We start from the raw sequence: 24045 nt of genomic DNA, 5'->3' as shown, positions 1-24045 counted from the left end.
CAAACACTTTTTCGTCAGGTCACCATCTTTGCTCGCCGCGATTGTTGCGGTCGATCGACATCAGGATGCCCAGGCACAGGAACACGGTCATCTGCGCCGAGCCGCCGAAGCTGACGAGCGGGAGTGGAATGCCAACCACGGGGGCGAGGCCCATCACCATCATCAGGTTGATCGCGAGGTAGAAGAAGATCGTCGTCGCGAGCCCGGCGGCGCTGAGCTTGGCGAAGCGGGTGCGCGCGCGCATGCCGACGTCGATCCCCCAACGGATCACCATGAGATAGGCGCCGATGATGAAGATGCCGCCGAGCAAGCCCCATTCCTCCGCCATGGTGGCGAAGACGAAATCGGTGTGGCCCTCGGGCAAATAATCGAGGTGGCTCTGGGTGCCGTTGAGGAACCCCTTGCCGGTCATGCCGCCGGAGCCGATCGCGATCTTCGACTGGCTGATATGGTAGCCGGTGCCGAGCGGATCGCTTTCGGGATCCATGAAGATCAGCACGCGGTTGCGCTGATAATCGTGGAGCAGGAAATTGACCGCGAGCGGCGTCGCGATCGCAAGGGCCAGCGCGCCGCCGACGAAGAGCCGCAGCGGAATCCCCGCCAGGAACATCACGGTGATGCCGCCCGCGGTGATCATCAGCGCGGTGCCGAGATCGGGCTGGAGCATCACCAGCCCCGCCGGCAAGCCGATCAGGAGCGCGGCCGGCCAGATCGCGCCGAAGCGCCGCGTCTCGTTGGGCGGCAGCATGTCGTAGAAGCGGGCGCAGGCGAGGACGATCATCGGCTTCATCAGCTCGGACGGCTGAAGCCGGATGAAGCCGAGATCGAGCCACCGTTGCGCGCCGCCGCGCACCGCGCCGAGCAGCTCGACCGCGATCAACAGCACGAGGATGACGACATAGGCGGGCAGCGCGAACTGTCGCCACACCTCCTGGGGCACGCGCGATAGTGCCAACGCGCCCACCAAGAGGACGCAGAAGCGAATGCCCTGCGACAAGGCCCAGGGGCGCAGGTTGCCGCCCGCGGCGGAGTACAGGACGACGACGCCGAACCCGGCGATGGCGATCACCAGCAGCAGCATCCGCCAGGGCAGCTGCGCGAGTGGGGCGGGGACGATCGAGGGGCGGCTCATTGCGGGAAAGGCGGCTCGGTGGTGCCGACGCTCGCCGGGCCAGCACCGTTGGCGATGTCGCTGACGGTCGCCTCCTGCGTCGCGTTCGAGGCGTCGGTGGCCCGTTCGACGGCGGGAGCGCTGGTCGGCGCGGGGGCGTCGGTTTCGGTGGCGGCGGCTTGCGCAGGGGGCGGGGCGGTGGCGGCAGCGCGGAAGGCGGCTTCCTGCGCGGCCATGCGCGTGCGGATGTCGCCGCCCCAACTGGGCTCGACCTCCTCGAGCGACTTCATCGCGCGGGGCTTGTCGAACAGGTACGTCATGATGTCGCGGCCGATCAGCGGGGTATCGAGGTTGCGGACGGTGTGGCCGTTATGTTCGAGCACGATCGCGGCAGCATAGCGTGGCTTGTCCGCCGGAGCGAAGCAGACGAACAGCGCGTGATCGCGTAGCTTGAACGGCAATTGCGCATTGCCGAGCACGCCCGAGCGGCGTTCCGCCATGGTGATGCGGCGGACCTGAGCGGTGCCCGTCTTGGCGGCGAGCTCGACGCCGGGAATAGCGAGGCGCGAGGCGCCGCCGGTGCCGCCGCCGTTAACGACTTTCCACATGCCCTCGCGCACGATCTGGAGGTTCTCGGCACTGAACGGCAGTGGGGGTGCGTTGCGATCGATCCGATCGGCCAGCAGGCTCGGCTTGAGCATTCTACCCGAGCCGATCCGCATCGCCATCACCGCGAGCTGGAGCGGGTTGGCGAGGACATAGCCCTGACCGATCGAGGCGTTGAGCGAATCCGCGACGGTCCACTTGGTGTTGTACTTGCGCTGCTTCCACGCGCTGTCGGGCACGGTGCCGTAGCGCTGGGTGGAGAAGGGCAAATCATATTTCTCGCCGAGGCCGACGGCGCGTGCGACCGGGGCGACGCGATCGTAGCCGAGGCGACGGACCATTTCGTAGAAATAGATGTCGCAACTGAGCGCGATGGCGCTGCGCAGATCGAGCGACCCGTGACCGCGACGCTTGTGGCAGTGGAACGTGCCGCTGCCCACGCGCATCGCGCCGCCGCAGAAGACGCGCGCGTCCGGATCGACCCCAGCCTCCAGCAGCGCAAGGCCATTCATTGGCTTCACGGTGGAGCCGGGGGGATAAAGGCCCTGCGTGACCTTGTTCATCAGCGGCACGTGATCGTCGGCCGACAGCATCTTCCATTCGAGATGGCTGATCCCATCCGAAAAGCTGTTGGGATCATAGGCCGGCATCGAGACCATGCAGAGCATCTCGCCGGTATCGCAGTCGAAGACGACAGCCGAGCCCGAGTTGGTGCCGAGCCGGCGCGCGGCATACTCCTGGAGCCCAGCGTCGATCGTCAGCCGCTGGGTGGCGCCGGGCTGATCGGGGCGGGTGGCGAGCTCGGCGACGAGCTTGCCGCGCGCAGTGACCTCGACGCGTTTCGCGCCGGGGCTGCCGCGCAGCTCGGTTTCCAGCGTCTTTTCAAGCCCATCCTTGCCGAGTTTGAAGCCGGGCGTGAGGAGCAGCGGATCGCGCTTCACGTCAAATTGTTCGGCTGTGGCGCCACCGACATAGCCGGTCAGATGGGCGACTGCAGCGCCGGCGGGATAGTTGCGCGCGAAGCCGCGGGTCGGAGCGACGCCTGGGAGCTCGGGCTGGCGTACCTGGACGGCGGCGAAGCGTTCCCAGCCGACGTTCTCGGCGACCTTCACCGGCTGAAACCCGGCAGCGCGCTTCAGATCGGCGCGGATGCGCAGGAGATCCTCGTCGGTCAGCGCGAGCAGCTGACGCAGCGCAGCGAGCGTCCTTTCCTCGTCGACGATGCGATCGGGGATCAGGTCGACGCGAAAGTCGGTGCGATTGTCGGCGATCGGGTGGCCGTGACGGTCGACGAGCCAGCCGCGGCGCGGCGGGATCAGCGTCATGTTGACGCGGTTGCTCTCGCTCAGGAGGTTGTAGCGCTCGTTCTCGGCGATCGAGAGCCACGCCATGCGCCCGACGAGCACGCCGCCGACACCAAGCTGCGCGGCGCCTAGCAGCCACGCACGGCGCGAGAAAGTGTATCCCTGCTGCGCCTCGGTCGCGATGCGTGTCGGGCGGATCATTCGACGGCGCGCCGACGATCGACCCACGCAATGACCCACGCGGCGAACGGAAACAGGAGGATAGTCACGATAATCTGAGGCACTAGCACGAGATCGACATGCGCGCCCAGCGGACTGGCGAGCAAGCGGCCGGCAATCAGGCAGAACGCAATCGCGCCGGCGGCGATCAGCCAATCCTCCGTGAACGAGCGGAAGAGCGTGCGCTGATCGAACAGGTCGACGAGGAAGGCGGCGAGCGTCCACAGCAGCATCGCGCTGCCGAGCGGTTGCCCGCTGAGGCAATCGTCGAACAGGCCCAGCAGCGCAGGCGCCCAGGGGCGCAGCGCGAGCGGGGCGAGCAGCCGCCACGCGAGCAGCATCAACAGCCCGAATGGCGGCATCAGCGGCAGTGTCGCGGCGACGGGCACGATCGTGATGAGCGACCCGGCCATCACCGTCAGCCAGGGCAGTGCGCGTGCTCGGGCCGGGGGCAGCGGCGTCTGGAATGGCTTACGCGGAGGGATCATGGCTGGGGAGCCGGCGGGGGCGTGGCGGGGGCGGCCGGGGGAGGCGCAGGCGGCGGCGGGGGCAGGAAGGGGGCGCTGACGATCGCGAAATCGAACGTGTCGGGGTGGCCGAACGGTTCCGCGGGGGCACTGTCGCTGCCCGACCCGGTGACCCGCGCGACGAGCACGCCGGGGGTGAAGATGCCGCCCGTGCCCGAGGTGACGAAGCGGTCGCCGGGACGCAGCCGTGCGTTCGCCGTGCCGACGGAGCGAATGTCGAGCAAGCCGTCACCGCGTCCGGCGGCAAGCGCGGGGAGGCCATCATGGATGCGCCTGACCGGGATCACGCTTTGCGGATCGATCGCGAGCAGGACGCGGGCACTGTTAGGGCCGGTCTCGATCACGCGCCCGATGAGGCCGTCCGGGCCGCGCACCGGCATGCCGGGTCGCACGCCCTGCCAACGGCCCGCGTTGAGGACGCCAAAGCGGCGCGTGCTCGATCCGCTCGAGCTGACGATGCGCGCGGTCGTCACCACATCAGGCGTCACATCGCGCAACTTCAACAGCCCGCGGAGCCGGCGATTGTCCCGCACGATGACCTGCGCCTGGAGCAGCGCTGCGCGCGTCCGTGCGCGTTCGTCGCGAAGCTCCGCATTCTCGCCGTGGACGCGAAAATAGGTCGAGACGGTTTGCGGGACTGCCGCAAGACCACGCAGCACCGCCGATGCGCCGGACGAAAATGGGGATGTGAGCTCGGTGGTGGCAGAGCGGAATGCGGCGAAGGCGGGCGGATTGAATTGCGACAGGACAAGTAGCACCACACCGATCACCGCGCCCGCGATGGCCAGGATATAGCTCAAAAAGAGCGAATATTGCGCCCGTCGCGAAAACCCCGGGCGCCGATCCCGCGGCGGCGCCATATTCTATTCCTCGATCAGCCGCTCTGCAGCACGCCGCGGTACAGTGGATCCTCAAGCGCGCGTCCGGTGCCTAGCGCGACGCAGGTCAGCGGATCATCGGCGACGGTCACCGGCAGCCCGGTCTCGTCGCGCAGCACTTCGTCGAGGCCCTTGAGCAGCGCGCCGCCGCCAGTGAGCACGATGCCCTGATCGACGATGTCGGCGGCAAGCTCGGGCGCGGTATTCTCGAGCGCGACGCGCACGCCTTCGACGATCGTCGCGACCGGCTCGGAGAGCGCCTCGGCGATCTGGCCCTGGTTGATCTGGATCTCCTTGGGCACGCCGTTGACGAGATCGCGGCCCTTGATGAAAATCGTGAGGCCGATGCCGTCGGCCGGTGGCTTGGCGATGCCGACTTCCTGCTTGATCCGCTCGGCCGTCGCTTCACCGATCAGCAAATTGTGGTTGCGGCGAACGTAGCTGACGATCGCCTCGTCCATCTTGTCGCCGCCGGTGCGCACGCTGGTGGTGTAGGCGAGGCCGCGCAGCGACAGAACCGCGACCTCGGTGGTGCCGCCACCGATGTCGACGACCATGCTGCCGATCGGCTCGGTGACTGGCATGTCGGCGCCGATCGCGGCCGCCATCGGCTCCTCGATCAGCCAGACCTGGCTGGCGCCGGCGTTCGAGGCGGCGTCGCGAATCGCGCGGCGCTCCACCTTGGTCGAGCCCGACGGCACGCAGATCACGATCTCGGGCCAGCGCATGAACTTGCGCTGTCCGTGGACCTTACGGATGAAGTGCTTGATCATCTCCTCGGCGACGTCGATGTCGGCGATGACGCCATCGCGCAACGGTCGGATCGCCTCGATCGAGCCGGGCGTCTTGCCCATCATGAGCTTGGCGTCTTCACCGACCGCCTTCACGCGGCGGACGCCGTTGATCGTCTCGACCGCGACGACCGACGGCTCGTTGAGGACGATGCCGCGACCGCGCAGATAGACCAGCGTGTTCGCCGTCCCGAGGTCGATCGCCATGTCGTGCGACATGAACTTGAAGAAACGCGAAAAGGCCATGTTCACCAAGATTCCGTACCCGAGTCGACTGCGCTGGCTGCGCCAAACCATCCCGCGGCCACGGCCGCAAGTCGCTTCTTTGGCGCTAGTTGCTGCTATCTCGGGGTCGCGGGATGGCGTCGAGTGGGCTAGGGCCGTGATCGTGTCAATACGCCGCCTGCCCGAACATCTCGTCAACCGGATCGCTGCCGGTGAAGTGGTCGAAAGACCAGCCAGCGCGTTGAAGGAACTGGTCGAGAATGCGATCGACGCGGGTGCCGAACGGATCACGATCCGGCTGAACGACGGCGGGATCGGCCGGATAGAAGTAATCGATGATGGCTGCGGAATGGCGCCGACCGACATGGCACTGGCGCTGGAGCGGCACGCGACCTCGAAGCTGCCGACTGATGATATAGATCACGTGGCGACGATGGGCTTTCGCGGCGAGGCGCTGCCGTCGATCGCGAGCGTCGCACGGCTGACGCTGGAAAGCCGGGTGCGCGGGGCGGACGGCTGGTCGCGCGTGATCGACAATGGCGCCATCGTCGGCGACGGGCCGGCCGCGCTGCCGCCGGGAACGCGCGTGCTGGTCGAGGCGCTGTTCGAGCGGGTGCCGGCGCGGCGCAAGTTCCTGCGATCGGGGCGGAGTGAATATGCTGCCTGCCTCGACGTGGTGCGGCGGCTGGCGATGGCGCGGCCCGAGATTGTGTTCACGATGGAGCATGACGGGCGGCGCGTGCTGGCGGCGTTGCAGGCGGAGGACCGGCCGGCGCGGGTGGCCGCGCTGACCGATCGTGCGCTGAAGGATAATTCGGTCGCGATCGACCTCGAACGGGAGGGGTTCGTGCTTGGCGGCGTGGCAGGGCTGCCGACGTTCCACCGCGGGGTCGCGGACCATCAATATCTGTTCGTGAACGGGCGGCCGGTGAAGGACCGGCTGCTGATCGGCGCGATCCGCGGCGCCTATGCCGAGATGATGCCGCGCGATCGCCACGCGGTGGTGGCGCTGTTCCTCGACGTGCCGAGCGATCAGGTGGACGTGAACGTGCATCCGGCGAAAACCGAGGTGCGCTTCCGCGACCCGGCGCTGGTCCGGGGGCTGATCGTCTCGGGGTTGCGGCGCGCGCTCGATGCGGCGGGGCACCGCGTGGCGCATCGAGCGCCGGCGGAGGCGTTGGCGATGTTCACCGCCGAACCGGCTGTTGACCGTCTGCATGGCGATAGTTGGCGCGGTTTCCCGCCGGCGAATCGGTCGTTGAACGAGACCCCAGCTTTCGCTGGGGTGACGGACGGGGGTGTAGGGGGTGTTCACCACGCCTTCCACGACCGCCGCCCGACCTTTTTCGCTCCGCCGCCACAGGCACGCGGCGAGCCAGCCTGGGCGCCGCCGCCTGAGACCGGCGCCCATCCGCTCGGGGTGGCGCGGGGGCAGGTAGCTAAGACTTATATCGTCGCCGAGGCGGAGGACGGCCTCGTCATCGTCGATCAGCATGCGGCGCACGAGCGGCTCGTGCTCGAACGGATGCGCGCGGCGCTGGCGGGCGGGCGGGTGGCGGCACAGGCGCTGCTGATCCCCGAAGTCGTTGAGATGGAGGAGCCGGCGTGCGACCGGCTCGACGCGCGGCACGAGGAATTGGCGGAGCTTGGGCTGGAACTGGAGCGCTTCGGCCCGCGCGCAATGCTGGTGCGCGCGACGCCGGCACTGCTGGGGGACGGTGATCCGTCGGGGTTGGTGCGCGATCTCGCGGACGAGCTGGCGGCGTTCGACGAGGCGCTGAGCTTGCGCGAACGGCTGGACGCAGTGGCAGGGACGATGGCGTGCCACGGATCGGTGCGGGCTGGACGGGTGCTGTCGGTTGCCGAGATGAACGCGCTGCTACGCGAAATGGAAGCGACGCCGCGCTCGGGCCAGTGCAATCATGGGCGGCCGACGTGGGTGAAGCTGGCGCTGAGCGATGTGGAGAAGCTGTTCGGCAGAAGGTGAGCGTAGTGGGGTTGAAGCTTCTACTTTGAGCTCGCAACGCCGATGCGGCAGAGACGTTCGCCGACATCAGGAATTTAGAGGCTACGGCCCGTAAGCAAGGTGAAACAGCATGACCGTTAAATCTTTAGACAATGTCACTCGCGGCTTCGGGGCTGCACCTATTGCGATGTTAGGTGCCTTTGCGCTCATTTTACCGGCTGGCGCTATGGCGCAATCGACCGAGGAGATCGTCACGCAACCAGCCCGTGACGTCGGGATCACGAAAAAGGAAATTCCGCCACTGCTCGTCAAGACAAGCGAAGCCCCCTACACGCCGGTGGGTGCTGCCAACTGCGCGCAGATCGCATCGTCGATTGCTGCACTGACGGCAGAGATTGGCCCGGATTTCTCGACCTCTCCGACGACGAACAAGCGTAATATCGCCAAGCTGGGCGGTGCCGCAGTGATCAATTCGCTCATGCCGTTCCGCGGCATCATTCGCGAGGTGAGCGGCGCGAGTGCGGCTGAGCGGCGGATGAACCTGGCGATCGATGCCGGAATCGCACGACGCGGGTTTCTCCGCGGTCTCCAAGTTGCGCGGAAATGCCGGGTTTAAAAGGGTCGCCCAGAACTTCGTTCACCTTTGAGCAACCTTTATCGAGTGCGCGCATTTAGGCCGGGCAGCTTCATCTAGGTACCTCGGAAATGAAACAGATCCTCCCGCTCGTATTTGCTTTGATCCCCTTGGCGGCGGTCGTGGGGGCATGCGTCGCCGTCCCCTGACGTCGCGCTTCCGACCGGTGTATGCCGGTCGCTTATCAGGACAGCAAAAGGCCCGCCCCAAGCAAGCTCGGGGCGGGCCTTTCGTTTGGCGTTAAGCGGAAAGGCGGTCAGCCCTACGCTGGCTCGTCCTGAACCTCGGCGGTGGCGCCGGGCTCTGCGTTAGGGTCGAAAGCCTCGAGGAAGCCGCCCTGGTCACGGCCTTCTTCGAAGACCTGCGCCATGACATCGACGCCCTGCGCCTGCATCTCGGCCTCTTCCGGCGAGCGGGCGATGTTCACGCGGACCATCACCGGCACTTCCGGATGCAGCGAGACCTTCACCTCGTACAGGCCGATCGCCTTCAGCGGACGATCGAGCACGATCGCCGATTTGGGCACCTTGTGGCCCGCCTCGTTCAGCGCATCGACCAGATCGCGAACCGCGACCGAGCCGTACAGCTGACCAGCGTTCGAGGCCTGGCGGATGATCGTGACCGAAGCGTCCTTGAAGGTCTTGGCCTCCGTCTCGGCTTCGGCGCGACGGTTTGCGTTGTCGGCCTCGATCCGCGCGCGGTTCGATTCGAACACGCGACGGTTCGCCTCGTTGGCGCGCATCGCCTTCTTGTTCGGCAGCAGGAAGTTGCGGGCGAACCCGTCCTTCACCTTAACTACGTCGCCAATGCCGCCGAGTTTATCGACGCGCTCAAGCAGGATGACGTCCATCTGCTTTTCTCCTTACTTAACGACGTAGGGCAGCAGCCCCAGGTGACGCGCGCGCTTGATCGCCTGGGCGAGCTCGCGCTGCTTCTTTGCGCTTACCGAGGTGATGCGCGAAGGGACGATCTTGCCACGCTCGGACACGAAGCCCTGCAGCAGACGTACGTCCTTGTAATCGATCCGGGGAGCGTCCTTAGCCGAGAAGGGGCAGCTCTTGCGGCGGCGGAAGAAGGGACGGGCCATTATGCGTTCTCCTCTTCGCGACGACGACCGCGCTCGCGATCCCGCTCTTGCTTGCGCATCATCACCGACGGGCCGGCTTCATGCTCGTCGACCTTGACGGTCATGTAGCGGATCACGTCTTCGCTGATCGAATGCTGGCGCTCGATCTCGGCAACGGTGTTACCGGGAGCGTCGAATTCGAGCATGACGTAATGTGCCTTGCGGTTCTTCGAGACGCGATAGGCCATGCTACGCAGGCCCCAACTCTCGGTCTTAATGACCTTGCCCTGGTGATCGGTCACGATCTTGGTGACGGCTTCTGCCATCGCATCCACTTGCGCCTGTGCCAAATCCTGGCGCGCAAGGAACACGTGCTCGTAAAGAGCCATGTACTTTCCTTCCTTGGCCGATCGCTGACATGGCCCCATGCCATGCCCCTCCGGCTGTCGTGCAAACAGCAAAAGGCGGGGAGACGATGCTCCCCGCCCGTGCTGGGGGCTGCCATACGCGCCAGCCCCGGAAATGCAAGTCTTAGCGCAGTGCGTTGGCGATGATGTTCAGGATCTGGTTGTTTCCACCGATCAGGATCGCATCATTGCCCGAACGGACCCACTGCTGCCCGCGTGCCGGGGCGTACAGGCGGCGCTGACGGAACTGGCGATAATCGACGACGCGATAGTTGGTGGCCTGGCGACGATCGAACCGCTGACCCTTGCGCCATCCGCGGTTGTTGTTGTTGCGGTTGACGACCTGGCGATTGACGGTGGTCTTGCGGACGACGGTGCCGTTCGGGCGCTGCTGCACCGTGGTGGTGACTTCGCGACGCTGCGACTGCGCTTCTGCGCTGGCGGCGATCATCGGCGTGGCGGCCATCGAGGCTGCGATCGTCGCCTGGATCAGTTTCTTAAACATGGTGCGCTCCTTTTGAACTCTTAATCTGCGGCGCCGGTAAACCGCGGCGTCGAGAACCTATCTGGGCCCCGGATGTATCCCGCAGGTGGCATCAACAGGCTCAATTGGTCGCGAATTGTCGCAAAGCCCGGGTGGGCATGAACCAGCGTTCAGGAAGCAAGCATTTCTACATCCGGCGCTGGTATTCCGCGCGGCATGACGACGATGCATCATCCCGGGCTGCGGCAGGGCAAGACGATCCGCCAGCAAGTGCCCGACACCGGCGAGCGGGCGGTGCGGCAGGGGCGATGGTTGGCGATCGTCACCGCGGCGATGGTGGCGGCGCTGTATCTGGGGTGGGTCGGCTTCATCGCGTCGGACGACTCGCTTTATCATGCCGGGGCGTTGCGGTGGCTGACCGATCCGCCGTTCGCCGGCAGCGATCACTGGTCGACGCGCTTCCCTCTGACACTGACTTTTGCGGGCGTGCTGGCGACCGTCGGGCAGAACTACACCGCGTTCGGCGTGACGGCGGTGCTGTTCTACGTCGTGCTGGTGGTCGTGACGGGGCGCTTCGCGGCGAGCGTCGCCAGCCCGCGGGCCGGGTGGATCGCAGCGCTGCTGACGGCGACGCTGCCGGTGGTCGTCAGCCATTCGACCACGGTGAGCGTGGACCTGACCGAGGCGGCGGCGCTGCTGGCGGGGGCGTTGCTCCTCGGGCGGGCGGACGACGATCGCGGCGGGCTGCTGTCAGCGGCGCTGGGCGGCGCGCTGTTCGGGGTGGCGATCCTGTGCCGCGAGACGAGCGTGCTGGCGCTCGCCGCGCTGGGGCCGTTGTTCTTGCTGGGGCGGCCATTCTCGCGGCGGGTGCTGCTGGCCTGCGCTTTCGGCGCGGCGGCGGTGCTGTTGGGCGAAGCGCTGTTTCAATATGCGCTGACCGGCGATCCGCTGCGCCGCTACACGATCGCGTTCAACCACGACGAGCATATCGATCGCGCCGCCAACCGCGAGGGCAATTTCCTGCTGTGGCCGCCGATCGATCCGGTGCTGGTGCTGTTGATCAACGACGATTTCGGCTTGCTGTTCTGGCTCGCAGGCGCGGCGGTTGCTGGCGGGGCGTGGCAGATGGTGGGGGCGGTACGGCGTGGCCCGCTGACGTTGCTGGCGTGGATGGCGGTGGCGAGCTTCGTGCTGGTGTCGGGGCTGTATTCGAAGCTGGTGCTCAATCCGCGCTATTTCATGGCGGCGGCGCTCGCGGCGGTGGTGGTGCTGGCGGTGTGGCTCGATCACCTGAACTGGCGGCTGCGCGCGGCGATTCTGACGGTGGTGGTGGGCAGCAACCTGCTGTTGATGAGCGTCGGCAACGCGCACCCGCGCTGGGCGATGGAGGCGCTGGTCGCCGCCGCGCAGGCGCATCCCGGCGAGACGGTGGCGGGCGAGGCGAGCGACGTGCGTCGCGCGGACCTGCCGATGGCGTTTATCGGGCAGCGTAATCTGCGCGCAGAGCCAGCAGCGCCGGGCGGGCTGGTGGTTGCCGCGGCTGATGCTGCGCCGCGAGGGGAGGTAGTGGCACGCTATCTGTCGCCGCCGACTCGACTGGGTGGCATCTTGCGGGCAGTGGGCCTGGAGCCGCTGGTGCCGGCGCCGATCGCGCGGCGAATGTTCGCGCCGAGCCCGGCCATGGTGCTGGTCCGCACGCCGCCCGGGTAAGACCGATCAAGCAAACGCCGCCGGTTGACCCTGCCGCCCCGACGCGCCTACCGCGCGCCTCTTCGGTTTCAGGAGTGGCAAGTGCGAGCGTTTATTTTTCCGGGGCAGGGCAGCCAGGGTGTCGGCATGGGGCAAATGCTCGCCGCCGCCAGCCCGGTCGCGCGCGAAGTGTTCCAGGAGGTCGACGAGGCGCTCGGGCAGAATCTGTTTCGCATGATGACCGATGGCCCGCGCGACGAGCTGTTGCTGACCGAGAATGCGCAGCCGGCGATCATGGCCAATGCCATCGCGACGCTGCGCGTGCTGGAGCGCGAGGGTGGGGTGCGGCTGGCAGAAAAGGCGGACTTCGTCGCCGGGCATAGCCTCGGTGAATATACTGCGTTGTGTGCGGCGGGGGCCATTGACCTCGCGACGACGGCGCGGCTGCTGAGACTTCGCGGGCAGGCGATGCAGGCGGCGGTGCCGGTGGGGGGGGGCGCGATGGCGGCGTTGCTGGGTGCCGATCTCGAAAAGGCGCAGGCGATTGCCGCAGCGGCGGCGCAGGGCGAGGTTTGTACCGTCGCGAACGACAATGATCCGACGCAGGTGGTGATCTCGGGCGCGACCGGCGCCATCGACCGGGCGATCGCGTTGGCCAAGGAGCATGGCGCGAAACGCGGTATCAAGCTGCCGGTGTCGGCACCGTTCCATTGCCCGCTGATGCAGCCTGCCGCCGATGCGATGGAAGAGGCGCTGGCGACGGCGCGGATCGCGGCGCCGCTGGTGCCGCTCTACGCCAATGTCACGGCCGAACCGGTGAGCGATCCGGATGCGATCCGGCGGCTGCTGGTGGAGCAAGTGACTGAAATGGTGCGCTGGCGTGAGTCGGTGCTGGCAATGACGGCGGTTGGTGTGGATCGATATGTCGAGTTCGGGTGCAAGGTGCTGGGGCCGATGGTGAAGCGTATTTCCCCCGATGCCGATGCCGTGAGCGTCGTGTCGATGGATGACGTGGAGCAGTTGCTGAAGCACCTGTAATTCGATGTTGCGTGGAGACGCGAAGACCTAAACGGAGACGAGAATGTTCGACCTCACAGGCATGACGGCGTTGGTGACTGGGGCTTCCGGTGGGATCGGATCGGCGATTGCGAAGGCGCTGGCGGCGCGCGGCGCACGGCTGGTGGTGTCGGGATCGAACGCGGCGAAACTGGAGGCGTTTCGGGAGACCTTGGGGGCAAACCATATCGGAGTGACATCCGATTTGTCGGACCCGCAGTCGGTTGACGGCCTCGTTCCGGAAGCAGTGGCCGCGCTGGGCGGTCGGCTCGACATCCTCGTCAACAATGCCGGGATCACGCGCGACAATCTGGCGATGCGGATGAAGGACGACGAATGGTCGGACGTCATCACCGTCAATCTCGAGGCGGCGTTCCGGCTGGTGCGCGCGGCGGCGCGACCGATGATGAAGCAGCGGTTCGGCCGGGTGATCTCGATCACGTCGGTCGTCGGGCAGACGGGCAATCCGGGGCAGGCGAACTATGCCGCGTCGAAGGCCGGGCTGGTCGGCATGTCGAAGGCGCTGGCGCAGGAGCTCGCGAGCCGCAACATCACCGTCAATTGCGTCGCGCCGGGCTTCATCCGATCGGCAATGACCGACGTGTTGCCCGTGGCGCAGAAGACCGCGCTGCTGGCGCGCATTCCGGCGGGTGACCTGGGCAGCGGCGAGGATATCGGCGCGGCGGTGGTGTATCTCGCATCGCGCGAGGCCGGCTATGTCACTGGGCAGACGCTGCATGTGAACGGCGGCATGGCGATGGTGTGAGGCGCATACCGGACTTGTCACGAAACGAACCGCGTTCTACCTGCGTTCAGGATTACCAACCCCCCGATCGAAAGAGGGCATGTTTATGAGCGAGACCGCTGACCGCGTGAAGAAGATCGTCGTCGAGCATCTCGGCGTCGAAGCCGACAAGGTGACCGAGGATGCCAGCTTCATCGACGATCTGGGTGCGGACAGCCTCGACATCGTCGAGCTGGTGATGGCATTCGAAGAGGAATTCGGCGTCGAGATCCCAGACGATGCCGCCGAAAAGATCACGACCGTGCGCGACGCGATCACCTATATCGACGAGCACAAGGCCTGATCGCTGGGCGGCAGCGCGGTTTCACCGCGCGCCGGCCCGGGACCGAATTTGAGCGGCTTCCCGTCCCTGACTAGAGGGCGGGAAGCCGTTTCGCTTTTTGCGATCGTATTATTTGTTTCAATCTGCCCCTAAGTGGTTGTTCCCCCCTAAGAGGTTGTTCAGGGAGTAGCGCAATGCGCCGCGTCGTCGTCACCGGCCTCGGCCTCGTCACCCCGCTCGGCGCGGATGTCGAGACCGCCTGGGCCAACATCATCGCCGCGAAATCGGGCGCCGGGCCGATCACGCGCTTCGATGCATCGGACCAGAAGTGCCGCATCGCGTGCGAAGTGAAGCCTGCCGATCACCCTTATGGTTTCGATCCGAACAAGCGGGTCGACCACAAGGTGCAACGGCAGGTCGATCCGTTCATTGTGTATGGCATCGACGCCGCCGGCCAGGCGCTGGAAGATGCCGGGCTGACCGAAATGGACGAGGCGACACGGTTGCGCGCCGGGTGTTCGATCGGCTCGGGGATCGGTGGCCTGCCGGGCATCGAGAGCGAGAGCCTTGTGCTGGCGGCGAAGGGCCCCGGGCGGGTGTCGCCGCACTTCGTACACGGACGGCTGATCAACCTGATTTCGGGTCAAGTCAGCATCAAGTTCGGGCTGATGGGGCCGAACCATGCCGTAGTGACGGCGTGCTCGACCGGTGCACATTCGATCGGTGACGCGGCGCGGATGATCCGCGACGACGACGCCGACATCATGCTGGCGGGTGGCGCGGAAGCGACCGTGTGCCCGATCGGCATCGCCGGGTTCGCGCAGGCGCGGGCGCTGAACACCAGCTTCAACGACCGACCCGAACAGGCCAGCCGGCCATACGACAAGGACCGCGACGGCTTCGTGATGGGTGAGGGCGCCGGTGTTGTCGTGCTCGAGGAATATGAGCATGCGAAGGCGCGCGGCGCGAAGATTTACGCGGAAGTCGTCGGCTACGGCCTGTCCGGCGACGCCTATCACGTCACGGCGCCGCATCCGGACGGGTCCGGGGCATATCGCTCGATGGAAATGGCGCTGCGGAAGGCGGGCATGACGCCGGCGGACATCGATTATATCAATGCGCACGGCACCTCGACGATGGCCGACACGATCGAACTGGCCGCAGTCAAGCGGCTGTTCGGCGACGCGATCGGCAACGTATCGATGAGCTCGACCAAATCGGCGATCGGCCATCTGCTGGGTGGCGCGGGCGCGGTGGAAGCGATCTTTTGCATTCTCGCGCTGCGCGATCAGATCGTGCCGCCAACGCTGAACCTCGACAATCCCGACGAGGGAACCGAAGGTGTCGACCTGGTGCCGCACGTGGCGAAGAAGCGGACGGTGCGCGCGGTGCTGAACAACAGCTTCGGCTTCGGCGGGACGAATGCCTCGCTGGTGATGCGGCCGGTTTGACGCGCCGGGGATCCTGAATGCGCAAGCTTGGGTGCCTGGGACTGCTGATCGGCCTGGCGATCATCGCCGGGCTGTTCTGGGTATCGCGTGACTGGTCGGGTGCCGGGCCGGCGGCCAAGCCGCTGACGGTGGTGGTGCCCGACGGCGCGAGCCTCGGGCGGGCGGCAAGCGTGCTGGAGGCGCAAGGCGCGATCCGCTCGGCGACGCGGTTCCGCGGCTATGCGCGGGTGTTCGGCAGCGGCCGGCCGATCAAGGCCGGGGAATATGCGATTCCGGCGGGCGCAAGCGCGGCCGACATCCTGACGCTGCTTGAGGACGGCAAGGTGCGCCAGCGGCTGGTGCCAGTGCCCGAGGGATATCCGTCGGTGCTGGTACATGCGGCGCTGATGCGGGCCGAGGGGCTGACTGGCACGATCGAGGTGCCGCGCGAGGGATCGGTACTGCCCGACAGCTATGCCTACCAGTTGGGCGATACGCGCGCGGCGGTGGTGGCGCGGATGCAAAAGGCGATGACGGATTATCTCGCCGCGGCGTGGAAGAAGCGCAAGCCGGGCATCGCGGTGACGACGCCGGCGCAAGCGATCGTGCTTGCCTCGATCGTCGAGAAGGAAACCGGCAAGCCTTCGGAACGACGGACCGTGGCGGCGGTGTACACCAATCGGCTGAAGCGCGGGATGCCGCTGCAGGCCGACCCGACGGTGATCTACCCGATTACCAAGGGCAAACCGCTGGGGCGGCGCATTCTGCGATCCGAACTGCAGGCGAAGAATGGCTATAATACCTATGCCAGCCCCGGGCTTCCGATCGGGCCGATCGCCAATCCCGGGCGGGCCTCGATCGATGCGGTGCTCGATCCGGCACAAAGCTCGGCCCTGTATTTCGTCGCGGACGGGACGGGCGGGCATGTGTTTGCCGACACGCTCGACCAGCATAATGCCAATGTGAGCAAATGGTATGCGATCCGGCGCCAGCGCGGCGAGATGTAAACTGTTTCATTCGCAGGCCGGGCGGGTAGAACCGGCGAGCACGTCCACCGGATATTTCGCGCCTTGCTGAGCACGCCCCTGTTGATTGCCGCCGGCGCTATTCTGCTGCTGCTGATCGCGGCGGCGAGCGTCGCGCTGCACCGGGGCTTGCGCGCGATGGGCGAGGCGGCGCGCGAGCGCGAAGGACGACGGGTGGCGGAGGCGCTGCTGGCGGGGGCGCCGATGCAGGCGGTGCTGATCCGCGCCGACCGGCGGGTCGCGATGCCGCCGCGGGTCGCCGACCTGCTGGGGCTCGCGCAGCCGATCACCGATCTCGACGGGCTGAGCGGCGCTGGCGGCGGGCTCGACCCGGCCGACGCGCGCGCGGTGATCGCCGACATTCTCGCGGTGCAGCGATCGGGCCGGCCCTTCGTGCGGCAAGTGCGCCCGCGCGATGCGAAGCGGATGCTGACGCTGCGCGGCGAGCGCGCCGCGTTGGGGCTGAGCAGCGGCGACGTGGTGCTGTGGGTGCATGACGCGAGCGAGGCGCAGGCCGAGGTCGAGCGGCTGGCGACGGAGGAAGGGCGGGTGCGCGCCGCCTTCGACGCGCTGACCGGGCTGATCGAGGCAGCGCCGCTGCCGATGTGGTATCGCGGGCCGGACCTGCGGCTGGCGATGGCGAACACGGCCTATGTTCGCGCGGTCGAAGGCGCGGATGCGGCGGACGTGGTCGCACGCGGGCTCGAGCTGATCGAGGGATCGGGGCAGGGTGGCCCGCTCGCTGGCGCCGCGGCGGCGCGCGATTCGGGGCGGCCCGAGATCCGCGTGTTGCCGGCGACGATCGGCGGCGCGCGACGGTCGATGCAATTGCACGACGTGCCGCTTACCGGCGGCGGCGTCGCCGGGTTCGCGATCGACGTCGAGGAACTGGAGGAAGCGCAGGCGCGCGAGCAGCGGTTCGCCGAGGCGCAGCGCGCGATGCTCGACCGGCTGTCAGCGGGCGTCGCGCAATTCGGTCGCGATCGCGCGCTCGTGTTCTGCAACCAGCCGTTCCGGCGGATGTTTGCGATGCGCAGTGAATGGCTGTCCGACCGGCCCGAATTCGATCGCGTGCTCGAACGGATGCGCGAGGCCAATCGGCTGCCCGAGGTGCGCGATTTCCCCGGTTGGAAGATGGAGCGGCGCGACTGGTTCGTGCGCACCGATGCAGCGACCGAGGAGACGTGGCATCTGCCGGGCGGCGTCTACATCCGCGTCGTTCCGCAATTGCTGCCCGACGGCAGCCTGCTACTGATCTTCGAGGATCGCACCGAGCAAGTGCAGCTCGCCTCGGCGCGCGACACGTTGCTGCGGGTGCGCACCGCGACGTTCGACAATCTGTTCGAGGCGCTGGGCGTGTTCGCCGCGGACGGACGGCTGCAATTGTGGAACAACCGCTTTCGCGCATTGTGGGAGCTGGAGGAGGAATTCCTCAGCGGGCATCCGCGCGTCGATGCGGTGGCGGAGAAGATCGCGCCCAAGCTGCGCAATCCGAATCGCGGCAAGCTGGTGACCGACCTCGTGCGATCGGCCACCACCGATCGGCAGCAGCGCGGCGGGCGGGTGGCGCTGGCGGACGGGCGGCATTTCGAATTCGCCGCGGTGCCGCTGCCGGACGGGAATGCGCTGTTCACGATGCTCGACATCACCGACAGCCGCCGCGCCGAACAGGCCCTGCGCGATCGCGCCGAGGCGCTGGAGGCGGCGGACAAGATGAAGACCGCATTCGTCGCGAACATGAGCTACGAATTGCGCACGCCGCTGACCTCGATCAGCGGGTTCGCGGAGATGCTGCACGGTGGCTATGCCGGCAAACTGCCCAAGCAGGCAGACACTTATGTCGAGGCGATCCTCGATTCGGTCGGGCGACTCGGGCTGCTGATCGATGACGTGCTCGACCTGACGCAGGGCGAGACCGATGCGCCGCTGACGCGCGCCGATGTCGATCTGGCGCAGACCGCGCGCGCGGCGGCCGATGCGCTGCGGCCAGTGGCGGGCGAACGCGGGATCGATCTGGCGGTGGAGATCGCGCGGACGACGGGACGGGTGGCGGGGGATCCGCAGCGATTGCGCGAGGTGATCGAGCATCTGCTGCGCCATGCGATCGGCGCGACGCAGCGCGGCGGGCGCGTGCTGCTCCACACCGACGGCAATGCGCAGCGGGCGCGGATCGTCGTGTCGGACGATGGCGAGGGGATGGACGCGGCGGCGGCGGCGCGGGCGTTCGATCGCTTTGCGCAGCCATCGGCGACAGGGCGCGGCGAACGCGCGCTCGATCTGGGCCTGCCGCTCGCGCGGCAATTTGTCGAGGCGCATGGTGGCACGGTGTCGCTGGTGAGCGAGCTGGGCATGGGTTCGCTGGTGACCGCGGAGGTGCCACGGCGATGACTGAGGGCATGCGGCTGGCCGATCCGGCGGCGACCGAGGCGGTTGGGGCTGCGCTCGCCGCCGTGCTGCGGGTGGGTGACGTGATCACGCTGGAGGGGCCGCTCGGCGCTGGCAAGACGAGCATCGCGCGTGGGCTGCTGGCGGCACTGGGACTGGTGGGTGAGGCGCCGAGCCCGAGCTTTGCGATCGTTCAGCCTTATGCGCCGCCCGAAGTGCGGCTGCCGGTGGTGCATGTCGACCTGTATCGCGTCGAAGATGTGGCGGAGCTTGGTGAGCTGGGCCTCGACGAGGCGCTTTATGATTCGGCTCTGGTGGTGGAATGGCCCGATCGGGCGGGGGCGCAGGCGTGGCCCGAGGCGCTGCGACTGACGCTGGCGACCGAACCGGACGGCGCGCGGCGCTTGACTTGGCAGGTGCCGGCGGCATGGGAGCGGCGATGGCCGTTGACATGACTCCGCCCGCCGGCGCGCGCGCCTTCCTGGTCGCGCACGGATGGGGCGAGGCGGCGGTGCTGCCGCTTGCGGGGGATGCCTCGTTTCGTCGCTATTTCCGTGTGATAGCCGGGGAAAGGCATGCAATCCTGATGGATGCACCGCCGCCGCACGAGGACACGGGGCCGTTCGTTTCGGTCGCGCGGTGGCTGGCGGAGCGAGGCTTTGCGGCGCCGGCGATCCATGCGCTCGACGCCGCGCAGGGCCTCGTGCTGATCGAGGATTTCGGCGACGCCCGGATGCGCGAGGCGATCGACGACGATCCGAGCGTGGCGCCGGCGCTGTATGCCGATGCGGTCGACGTGCTGATCGCTTTGCGCGCGCATCCGGCGGGTGACTGGCGGGCCTATGATCGTGCTGAGTTGCAGCGCGAGGCGGGGCTGTTCGTCGAATGGTATTGCCCTGCGCTGGGGCTGTCGGTGGATGCGGCTGGCTATGTCGTGGCGTGGGACGCGGTGTTCGGGCAGGCCAAGGCGGAGCGGGCGGTGACGGTGCTGCGCGACTACCACGCTGAAAATCTGATGCTGGTGGGTGCCGATCGTTCGCTTGGGCTGCTCGACTTCCAAGACGCGCTGGCGGGGCATCCGGCGTATGATCTCGTCTCGCTGCTGCAGGATGCGCGGCGCGATGTCGATCCGGCGCTGGAGCAGGCGATGCTCGATCGATATCGCGGCGCTACCGGCGAAGGCGCGGCATTCATGCGGGCTTATCATGTGCTCGGCGCGCAGCGGAACGCCAAGGTCCTGGGGATCTTCACGCGGCTTTGGCAGCGTGACGGCAAGCCGCGCTATCCCTCGCTGTGCCCGCGGGTGTGGCGCTATCTGGAGCGTGATCTGGCCGCGCCGGTGCTGGCACCGGTCGCGGCATGGTTCGACGCCAACGTGCCCGCCGAACTGCGCGGCGATCCGCTGGTTCTGAGCGCGCGATGACTCGGGTGCGTGCGATCCGGCCGGTGCCGACCGCTGCGGTGCCGACGACGGCGATGGTGATGGCCGCCGGGCTCGGCAAGCGAATGCGGCCGCTGACGGCGACGCGGCCCAAGCCGCTGATCCCGGTCGGCGGCAAGACGCTGCTCGACCATACGTTCGATCATCTGCGCGCGGCGGGGGTGAAGCGTGCGGTGGTCAACGTCCATTATCTGGCCGACACGCTGGAGGCGCATCTCGCCTCGGTCGAGGGGATTGAGATCGTCGTGTCGGACGAGCGCGGGGCGCTGCTCGAAACGGGCGGGGGGCTGATCAAGGCGAAGGCGTTGCTTGGCGACGACCCGATCTACGTGGTCAACAGCGACAATTACTGGCTCGACGGGCCGGTGGATGCCTTGTCGCTGCTGGCGGCGCGGTGGGATCCGGCGCTGATGGACGTGTTGCTGCTGGTGGTGCCGCTGGCGCGCGCGCATTGCCACGGCGGGCAGGGCGATTTCCATATCGCGGCGGATGGCCGGATCACCGGGCGGCGGCAGCGCGGGCGGCTGGCGCCGTTCGTGTACATCGGGGTGCAGATCCTGAACCCGGCGATCCTCATCGACGCGCCGGAGGGGCCGTTCTCGACGATGGTATTCTGGGAGCGCGCGATTGCCGCAGGCCGCGCTTATGGCCTGGCGCATCAGGGATTGTGGGTCGACGTGGGCACGCCGGCGGCTGTGGCGCGCGCGGAGGCCCTGAGCATCGATGGCTGAGCGGCGCGGGGCTGGATCGAGGAGTCTGGGGCTCTTCACCATCCCGGCGCATCGAGCATTCGCCGATGCGCTCGTCGCTGGGCTGATCCGTCGCTTTGGCGGGGAACCGTTGGGGCTTGCGCGCGGGCTGGTGCTGCTGCCGAACAATCGCGCGAAGCTGGCGGTGACGAGCGCGTTCGTGCGTGCAAGCGGCGGCGCGCTGGTGCTGCCGCGGCTGGTGGCGATCGGGGCTGACGATCTGGGCGAGGCGATCGGCGTGGCGCTCGACCCGGCCGATGCACCCGATCCGCCGCCGCCGGCCGTAACGCCGCTTGCACGACGGATGATCCTGGCGCGGCTGGTGCAGGAGGCGCGGCCAACGCTCGATGCGGCGGAGGCGGTGCGGCTGGCGGGGGAGCTGGCGCGAACGCTGGACCAGTTGATCGTCGAGGAGGTCGAATCGAGGGCGCTGGCGGACCTGGATTTGGGCGAACTGACCGAGCATTGGCGGTCGGCCGTGGCGCTGTTCCAGGTGGTGATCGATCGCTGGCCGGGCGAGCTGGCGCGGCTGGGGCGGATCGATGTCGCGACACGGCGGAGCATGTTGTTGCGGCGGCTTGCCGACCGCTGGTGGGACGCGCCGCCGGGTGGGTTCGTCTGTGCGGCGGGCATCACCGATGCGGCCCCATCCGTGGCGGCGATGCTGGCGCGGGTGGCCGAGTTGCCCAATGGTCTGGTCGTGCTTGCGGGGCTCGATCGGGCGATGCCGGACGCGGAATGGGATGCGCTGGGGCCGCACAGCGCCGATCCAGTGACGGGGCGGACGCCGCGATCGATCGAGGTGCATCCGCAATTCCACCTCAAGCAATTGCTGGCGCGGATGGGGCTGGCGCGCGAGGATGCGGCGATCTGGCCCGACGGCAGCGATCACGATGCGTCGGCGGCGCGCGGGCGGGCGATCGCGACGGCGCTGGCGCCGGCGGATTTCACCGCGCGCTGGACCGAGCTTCGGCCACAGCAGCGCCAGCTGGTCGGGGTGCGCGTCGCCGAGCTCGCGACACCGGCGGAGGAAGCGCAGGCGATCGCAATCGCGCTGCGGCAGGCGATCGAGGTGCCGGATCGCACGGCGGCGCTGGTGACGCCCGATCGCGCGCTGGCACGGCGCGTGTCTGCGCATTGCGCGCGCTGGGGGATCGAGGTCGACGATACGGCTGGGCGGCCGCTGTCGATCACGCCGCCGGGGACGCTGCTGATCGCCATCGTCGAGGCGGCGGCGGAGGATTTCGCGCCACTCGCGCTGCTGACGCTGCTGAAGCATCCGCTGGTACGCGCCGGGGAGGCGCGCGGCCGGTGGCTGGAGGCGGTGCGGCGGCTCGACCGCCTGCTGCGCGGGCCGCGGCCGGGGCTGGGGCTCGATGGGATCGAGGCAAGTCTCGGCGAGAAGGCGGGCGAGTGGTGGCGTGAGATGCGCGATCTGCTCGATCCGTTGCGGGCGGTGTTTGTTGACGGAGTGCGACCGTTATCGGTGCTGGTCGCTGGGCTGCGCGATGCGGCCAGTGCGCTCGCGGGGGACGATGCGTGGCGCGGGCCGGCGGGGCGCGCGGCGGCGGATTTGCTGGGCGAGCTGGAGGCGGAGGCGCCGGCGGGACCACGCGACGTCGTGCCGCGCGATTTGGGGCCGCTGTTGCGGCTGCTGATGGACGAAGTGGCGATCCGGCCGCTGCAGGGCGGGCATCCGCGGCTGGCGATCTACGGATTGATCGAGGCGCGGCTGCAATCCGCCGATCTGATGATTCTGGGCGGGCTGAACGAAGGCGTGTGGCCGGCGAGCCCGGCGCCCGACCCGTGGCTGGCGCCGCGTATCCGAGCCGCGCTCGGGCTGCCGGGGCTGGAGCGTGCCATCGGGGTGGCGGCGCATGATTTCGGGCAAGGGCTTGGCGCGCCCGCGGTGCTGATCACGCGAGCAAGGCGCGATGCGCGCTCGCCGGCGATCCCGTCGCGGCTTTGGCTGCGGCTGGCGGCGATGGCGGGGGACGAGTTCGATCGCGCGCGCGATGACGAGTTGCAGGGTTGGGCGCGGCTGATCGACAATGGTGGCACGCCGCAGCCGGCTGCGCGGCCTGCGCCGCGCCCGTCGGCAGCGCTGCGACCACGTGAGATATCGGTGACGCAAGTCGATCGGCTGAAGGCGGATCCGTTCGCGTTCTACGCACAGCGCATCCTGCGGCTGGCGGCGCTCGATCCGGTGGATGCCGATCCGAGCGCGGCCTGGCGCGGGACCGAGGTGCATCGCATCCTCGAAGAATGGTCGCGGCATGATGACTGCCGAGTCGATGCGCTCCGGCCGCGCGCGCTGGCCATGTTGGCGGATCCGGGGACTCACCCGCTGCTGCGCGCACTATGGCAGCCGCGGTTGCTGGCCGGGGTCGAGTGGATCGCCGAGACGATGGCGGCAGAGATCGCCGACGGCCGCGTGGTGCTTAATGCCGAGGGCAAGGGTGGGGCGGAGATCGCCGGAGTAAACCTTTCGGGACGGTATGACCGGATCGATCGACTCGCGGATGGGACGCTTGGGATCGTCGACTACAAGACCGGCAAGGCGCCGTCGGCCTCGGCGGTGCGGGCGGGGTTTGCGATGCAGCTGGGGCTGTTGGGCGCGATTGCCGAGGCGGGCGGGTTCATTGGGATTTCGGGGACGGCGGGGGGCTTTGAATATTGGTCGCTGGCCAAGAACCGCGATGCGTTTGGGAATGTCACGTCGCCGGTCGATCCGCTGGGGAAGAACGATCGGATCCTGACCAGCGAGTTCGTCGGGCAGGCGCGTGCGGTGTTCGCGGAGGCGGCGGCGCGGTGGCTGACCGGGGACGATGCGTTCACTGCGAAGCTCAATCCCGAATATGCGCCGTATGCCGAGTATGACCAGCTGATGCGGCGGGATGAATGGTATGGGCGTGAGTAGGCTGTGTCCGTTCGTGCCGAGCGAAGTCGAGGCATGGCCGCGGGCGGTGGTCTCGGGGCAATGTC

The 24045-nt window shown here is 67.8% G+C and carries 22 protein-coding genes; 13 read left to right on the top strand and 9 right to left on the bottom strand.

Features of this window, described 5'->3' with window-relative positions; translation table 11 throughout:
* Positions 1–19: 19 nt before the first annotated feature.
* From rodA to LLW23_RS00400, 5 genes are all read right to left on the bottom strand, one after another.
* A complete protein-coding gene (rodA, locus tag LLW23_RS00420) occupies positions 20–1132 on the bottom strand; it encodes a rod shape-determining protein RodA (RefSeq protein ID WP_228946841.1) in 1113 nt (370 codons plus the stop codon).
* Positions 1129–3222: a penicillin-binding protein 2 gene (mrdA, locus tag LLW23_RS00415; protein ID WP_228946840.1), complete on the bottom strand. Its 2094-nt coding sequence runs from the start codon at positions 3220–3222 to the stop codon at positions 1129–1131. Before mrdA ends, rodA begins: the two co-directional genes overlap by 4 nt.
* Entirely contained in the window at positions 3219–3728 is a 510-nt protein-coding gene (gene mreD / locus LLW23_RS00410; RefSeq protein WP_228946839.1) for a rod shape-determining protein MreD, read from the bottom strand. Before mreD ends, mrdA begins: the two co-directional genes overlap by 4 nt.
* Positions 3725–4567 (bottom strand): rod shape-determining protein MreC, encoded by an 843-nt coding sequence (gene mreC, locus LLW23_RS00405; protein WP_333473784.1) that lies wholly within the window; start codon positions 4565–4567, stop codon positions 3725–3727. Before mreC ends, mreD begins: the two co-directional genes overlap by 4 nt.
* A gap of 74 nt (positions 4568–4641) precedes the next feature.
* Positions 4642–5682, bottom strand: coding sequence for a rod shape-determining protein (locus tag LLW23_RS00400; protein WP_228946837.1), 1041 nt, complete (start codon positions 5680–5682; stop codon positions 4642–4644).
* Between the two features lie 142 nt (positions 5683–5824).
* On the opposite strand from LLW23_RS00400, the gene mutL reads away from it, so the two are divergent.
* The gene (gene mutL, locus LLW23_RS00395; RefSeq protein ID WP_228948641.1) at positions 5825–7648 is read left to right on the top strand and encodes a DNA mismatch repair endonuclease MutL; all 1824 of its coding nucleotides are present in this window, start codon (positions 5825–5827) and stop codon (positions 7646–7648) included.
* A 109-nt stretch (positions 7649–7757) separates the two neighbouring features.
* Complete coding sequence (locus LLW23_RS00390) at positions 7758–8243, top strand: hypothetical protein (RefSeq protein WP_228946836.1); 486 nt, start codon at positions 7758–7760, stop codon at positions 8241–8243.
* A gap of 280 nt (positions 8244–8523) precedes the next feature.
* Here the strand turns inward: LLW23_RS00390 and rplI are convergent, their stop codons facing one another.
* The 4 genes from rplI to LLW23_RS00370 form a co-directional block, all read right to left on the bottom strand.
* A complete protein-coding gene (rplI, locus tag LLW23_RS00385; RefSeq protein ID WP_228946835.1) occupies positions 8524–9111 on the bottom strand; it encodes a 50S ribosomal protein L9 in 588 nt (195 codons plus the stop codon).
* Between the two features lie 12 nt (positions 9112–9123).
* On the bottom strand, positions 9124–9348 hold the full coding sequence (gene rpsR, locus LLW23_RS00380; RefSeq protein WP_007403456.1) for a 30S ribosomal protein S18: 225 nt from the start codon (positions 9346–9348) through the stop codon (positions 9124–9126).
* On the bottom strand, positions 9348–9716 hold the full coding sequence (rpsF, locus tag LLW23_RS00375; RefSeq protein WP_228946834.1) for a 30S ribosomal protein S6: 369 nt from the start codon (positions 9714–9716) through the stop codon (positions 9348–9350). The genes rpsR and rpsF overlap by 1 nt, the downstream gene beginning before the upstream one ends.
* A gap of 142 nt (positions 9717–9858) precedes the next feature.
* Positions 9859–10239 carry an RcnB family protein gene (locus LLW23_RS00370; protein WP_228946833.1) on the bottom strand — a complete coding sequence of 127 codons (381 nt, stop codon included), beginning with the start codon at positions 10237–10239 and terminating at the stop codon, positions 9859–9861.
* Between the two features lie 195 nt (positions 10240–10434).
* On the opposite strand from LLW23_RS00370, the gene LLW23_RS00365 reads away from it, so the two are divergent.
* The 11 genes from LLW23_RS00365 (at position 10435) to addB (ending at position 23980) form a co-directional block, all read left to right on the top strand.
* Positions 10435–11928 carry a glycosyltransferase family 39 protein gene (locus tag LLW23_RS00365; RefSeq protein ID WP_228946832.1) on the top strand — a complete coding sequence of 498 codons (1494 nt, stop codon included), beginning with the start codon at positions 10435–10437 and terminating at the stop codon, positions 11926–11928.
* 81 nt (positions 11929–12009) lie between these two features.
* Positions 12010–12945 (top strand): ACP S-malonyltransferase, encoded by a 936-nt coding sequence (gene fabD / locus LLW23_RS00360; RefSeq protein ID WP_228946831.1) that lies wholly within the window; start codon positions 12010–12012, stop codon positions 12943–12945.
* A gap of 43 nt (positions 12946–12988) precedes the next feature.
* Positions 12989–13729: a 3-oxoacyl-[acyl-carrier-protein] reductase gene (gene fabG, locus LLW23_RS00355; protein WP_228946830.1), complete on the top strand. Its 741-nt coding sequence runs from the start codon at positions 12989–12991 to the stop codon at positions 13727–13729.
* A gap of 85 nt (positions 13730–13814) precedes the next feature.
* Positions 13815–14051 carry an acyl carrier protein gene (locus LLW23_RS00350; RefSeq protein ID WP_228946829.1) on the top strand — a complete coding sequence of 79 codons (237 nt, stop codon included), beginning with the start codon at positions 13815–13817 and terminating at the stop codon, positions 14049–14051.
* A 173-nt stretch (positions 14052–14224) separates the two neighbouring features.
* A complete protein-coding gene (fabF, locus tag LLW23_RS00345; RefSeq protein WP_228946828.1) occupies positions 14225–15481 on the top strand; it encodes a beta-ketoacyl-ACP synthase II in 1257 nt (418 codons plus the stop codon).
* Between the two features lie 17 nt (positions 15482–15498).
* A complete protein-coding gene (gene mltG / locus LLW23_RS00340; protein WP_228946827.1) occupies positions 15499–16467 on the top strand; it encodes an endolytic transglycosylase MltG in 969 nt (322 codons plus the stop codon).
* 63 nt (positions 16468–16530) lie between these two features.
* Positions 16531–18873 (top strand): sensor histidine kinase, encoded by a 2343-nt coding sequence (locus LLW23_RS00335; protein ID WP_408642000.1) that lies wholly within the window; start codon positions 16531–16533, stop codon positions 18871–18873.
* A gap of 8 nt (positions 18874–18881) precedes the next feature.
* Positions 18882–19325 (top strand): tRNA (adenosine(37)-N6)-threonylcarbamoyltransferase complex ATPase subunit type 1 TsaE, encoded by a 444-nt coding sequence (gene tsaE, locus LLW23_RS00330; RefSeq protein ID WP_408642054.1) that lies wholly within the window; start codon positions 18882–18884, stop codon positions 19323–19325.
* Positions 19322–20293 (top strand): aminoglycoside phosphotransferase family protein, encoded by a 972-nt coding sequence (locus tag LLW23_RS00325; RefSeq protein WP_228948639.1) that lies wholly within the window; start codon positions 19322–19324, stop codon positions 20291–20293. Before tsaE ends, LLW23_RS00325 begins: the two co-directional genes overlap by 4 nt.
* Complete coding sequence (locus LLW23_RS00320; protein ID WP_228946825.1) at positions 20290–21042, top strand: nucleotidyltransferase family protein; 753 nt, start codon at positions 20290–20292, stop codon at positions 21040–21042. The genes LLW23_RS00325 and LLW23_RS00320 overlap by 4 nt, the downstream gene beginning before the upstream one ends.
* Positions 21035–23980 carry a double-strand break repair protein AddB gene (gene addB / locus LLW23_RS00315; RefSeq protein ID WP_228946824.1) on the top strand — a complete coding sequence of 982 codons (2946 nt, stop codon included), beginning with the start codon at positions 21035–21037 and terminating at the stop codon, positions 23978–23980. Before LLW23_RS00320 ends, addB begins: the two co-directional genes overlap by 8 nt.
* Positions 23981–24045 lie beyond the last annotated feature (65 nt).

It is taken from the genome of Sphingomonas radiodurans (genome assembly GCF_020866845.1).
Taxonomy (GTDB): domain Bacteria; phylum Pseudomonadota; class Alphaproteobacteria; order Sphingomonadales; family Sphingomonadaceae; genus Sphingomonas; species Sphingomonas radiodurans.
The sequence above is the reverse complement of the archived record's forward strand: the minus strand, read 5'-3'. Positions and strand labels throughout refer to the sequence as shown.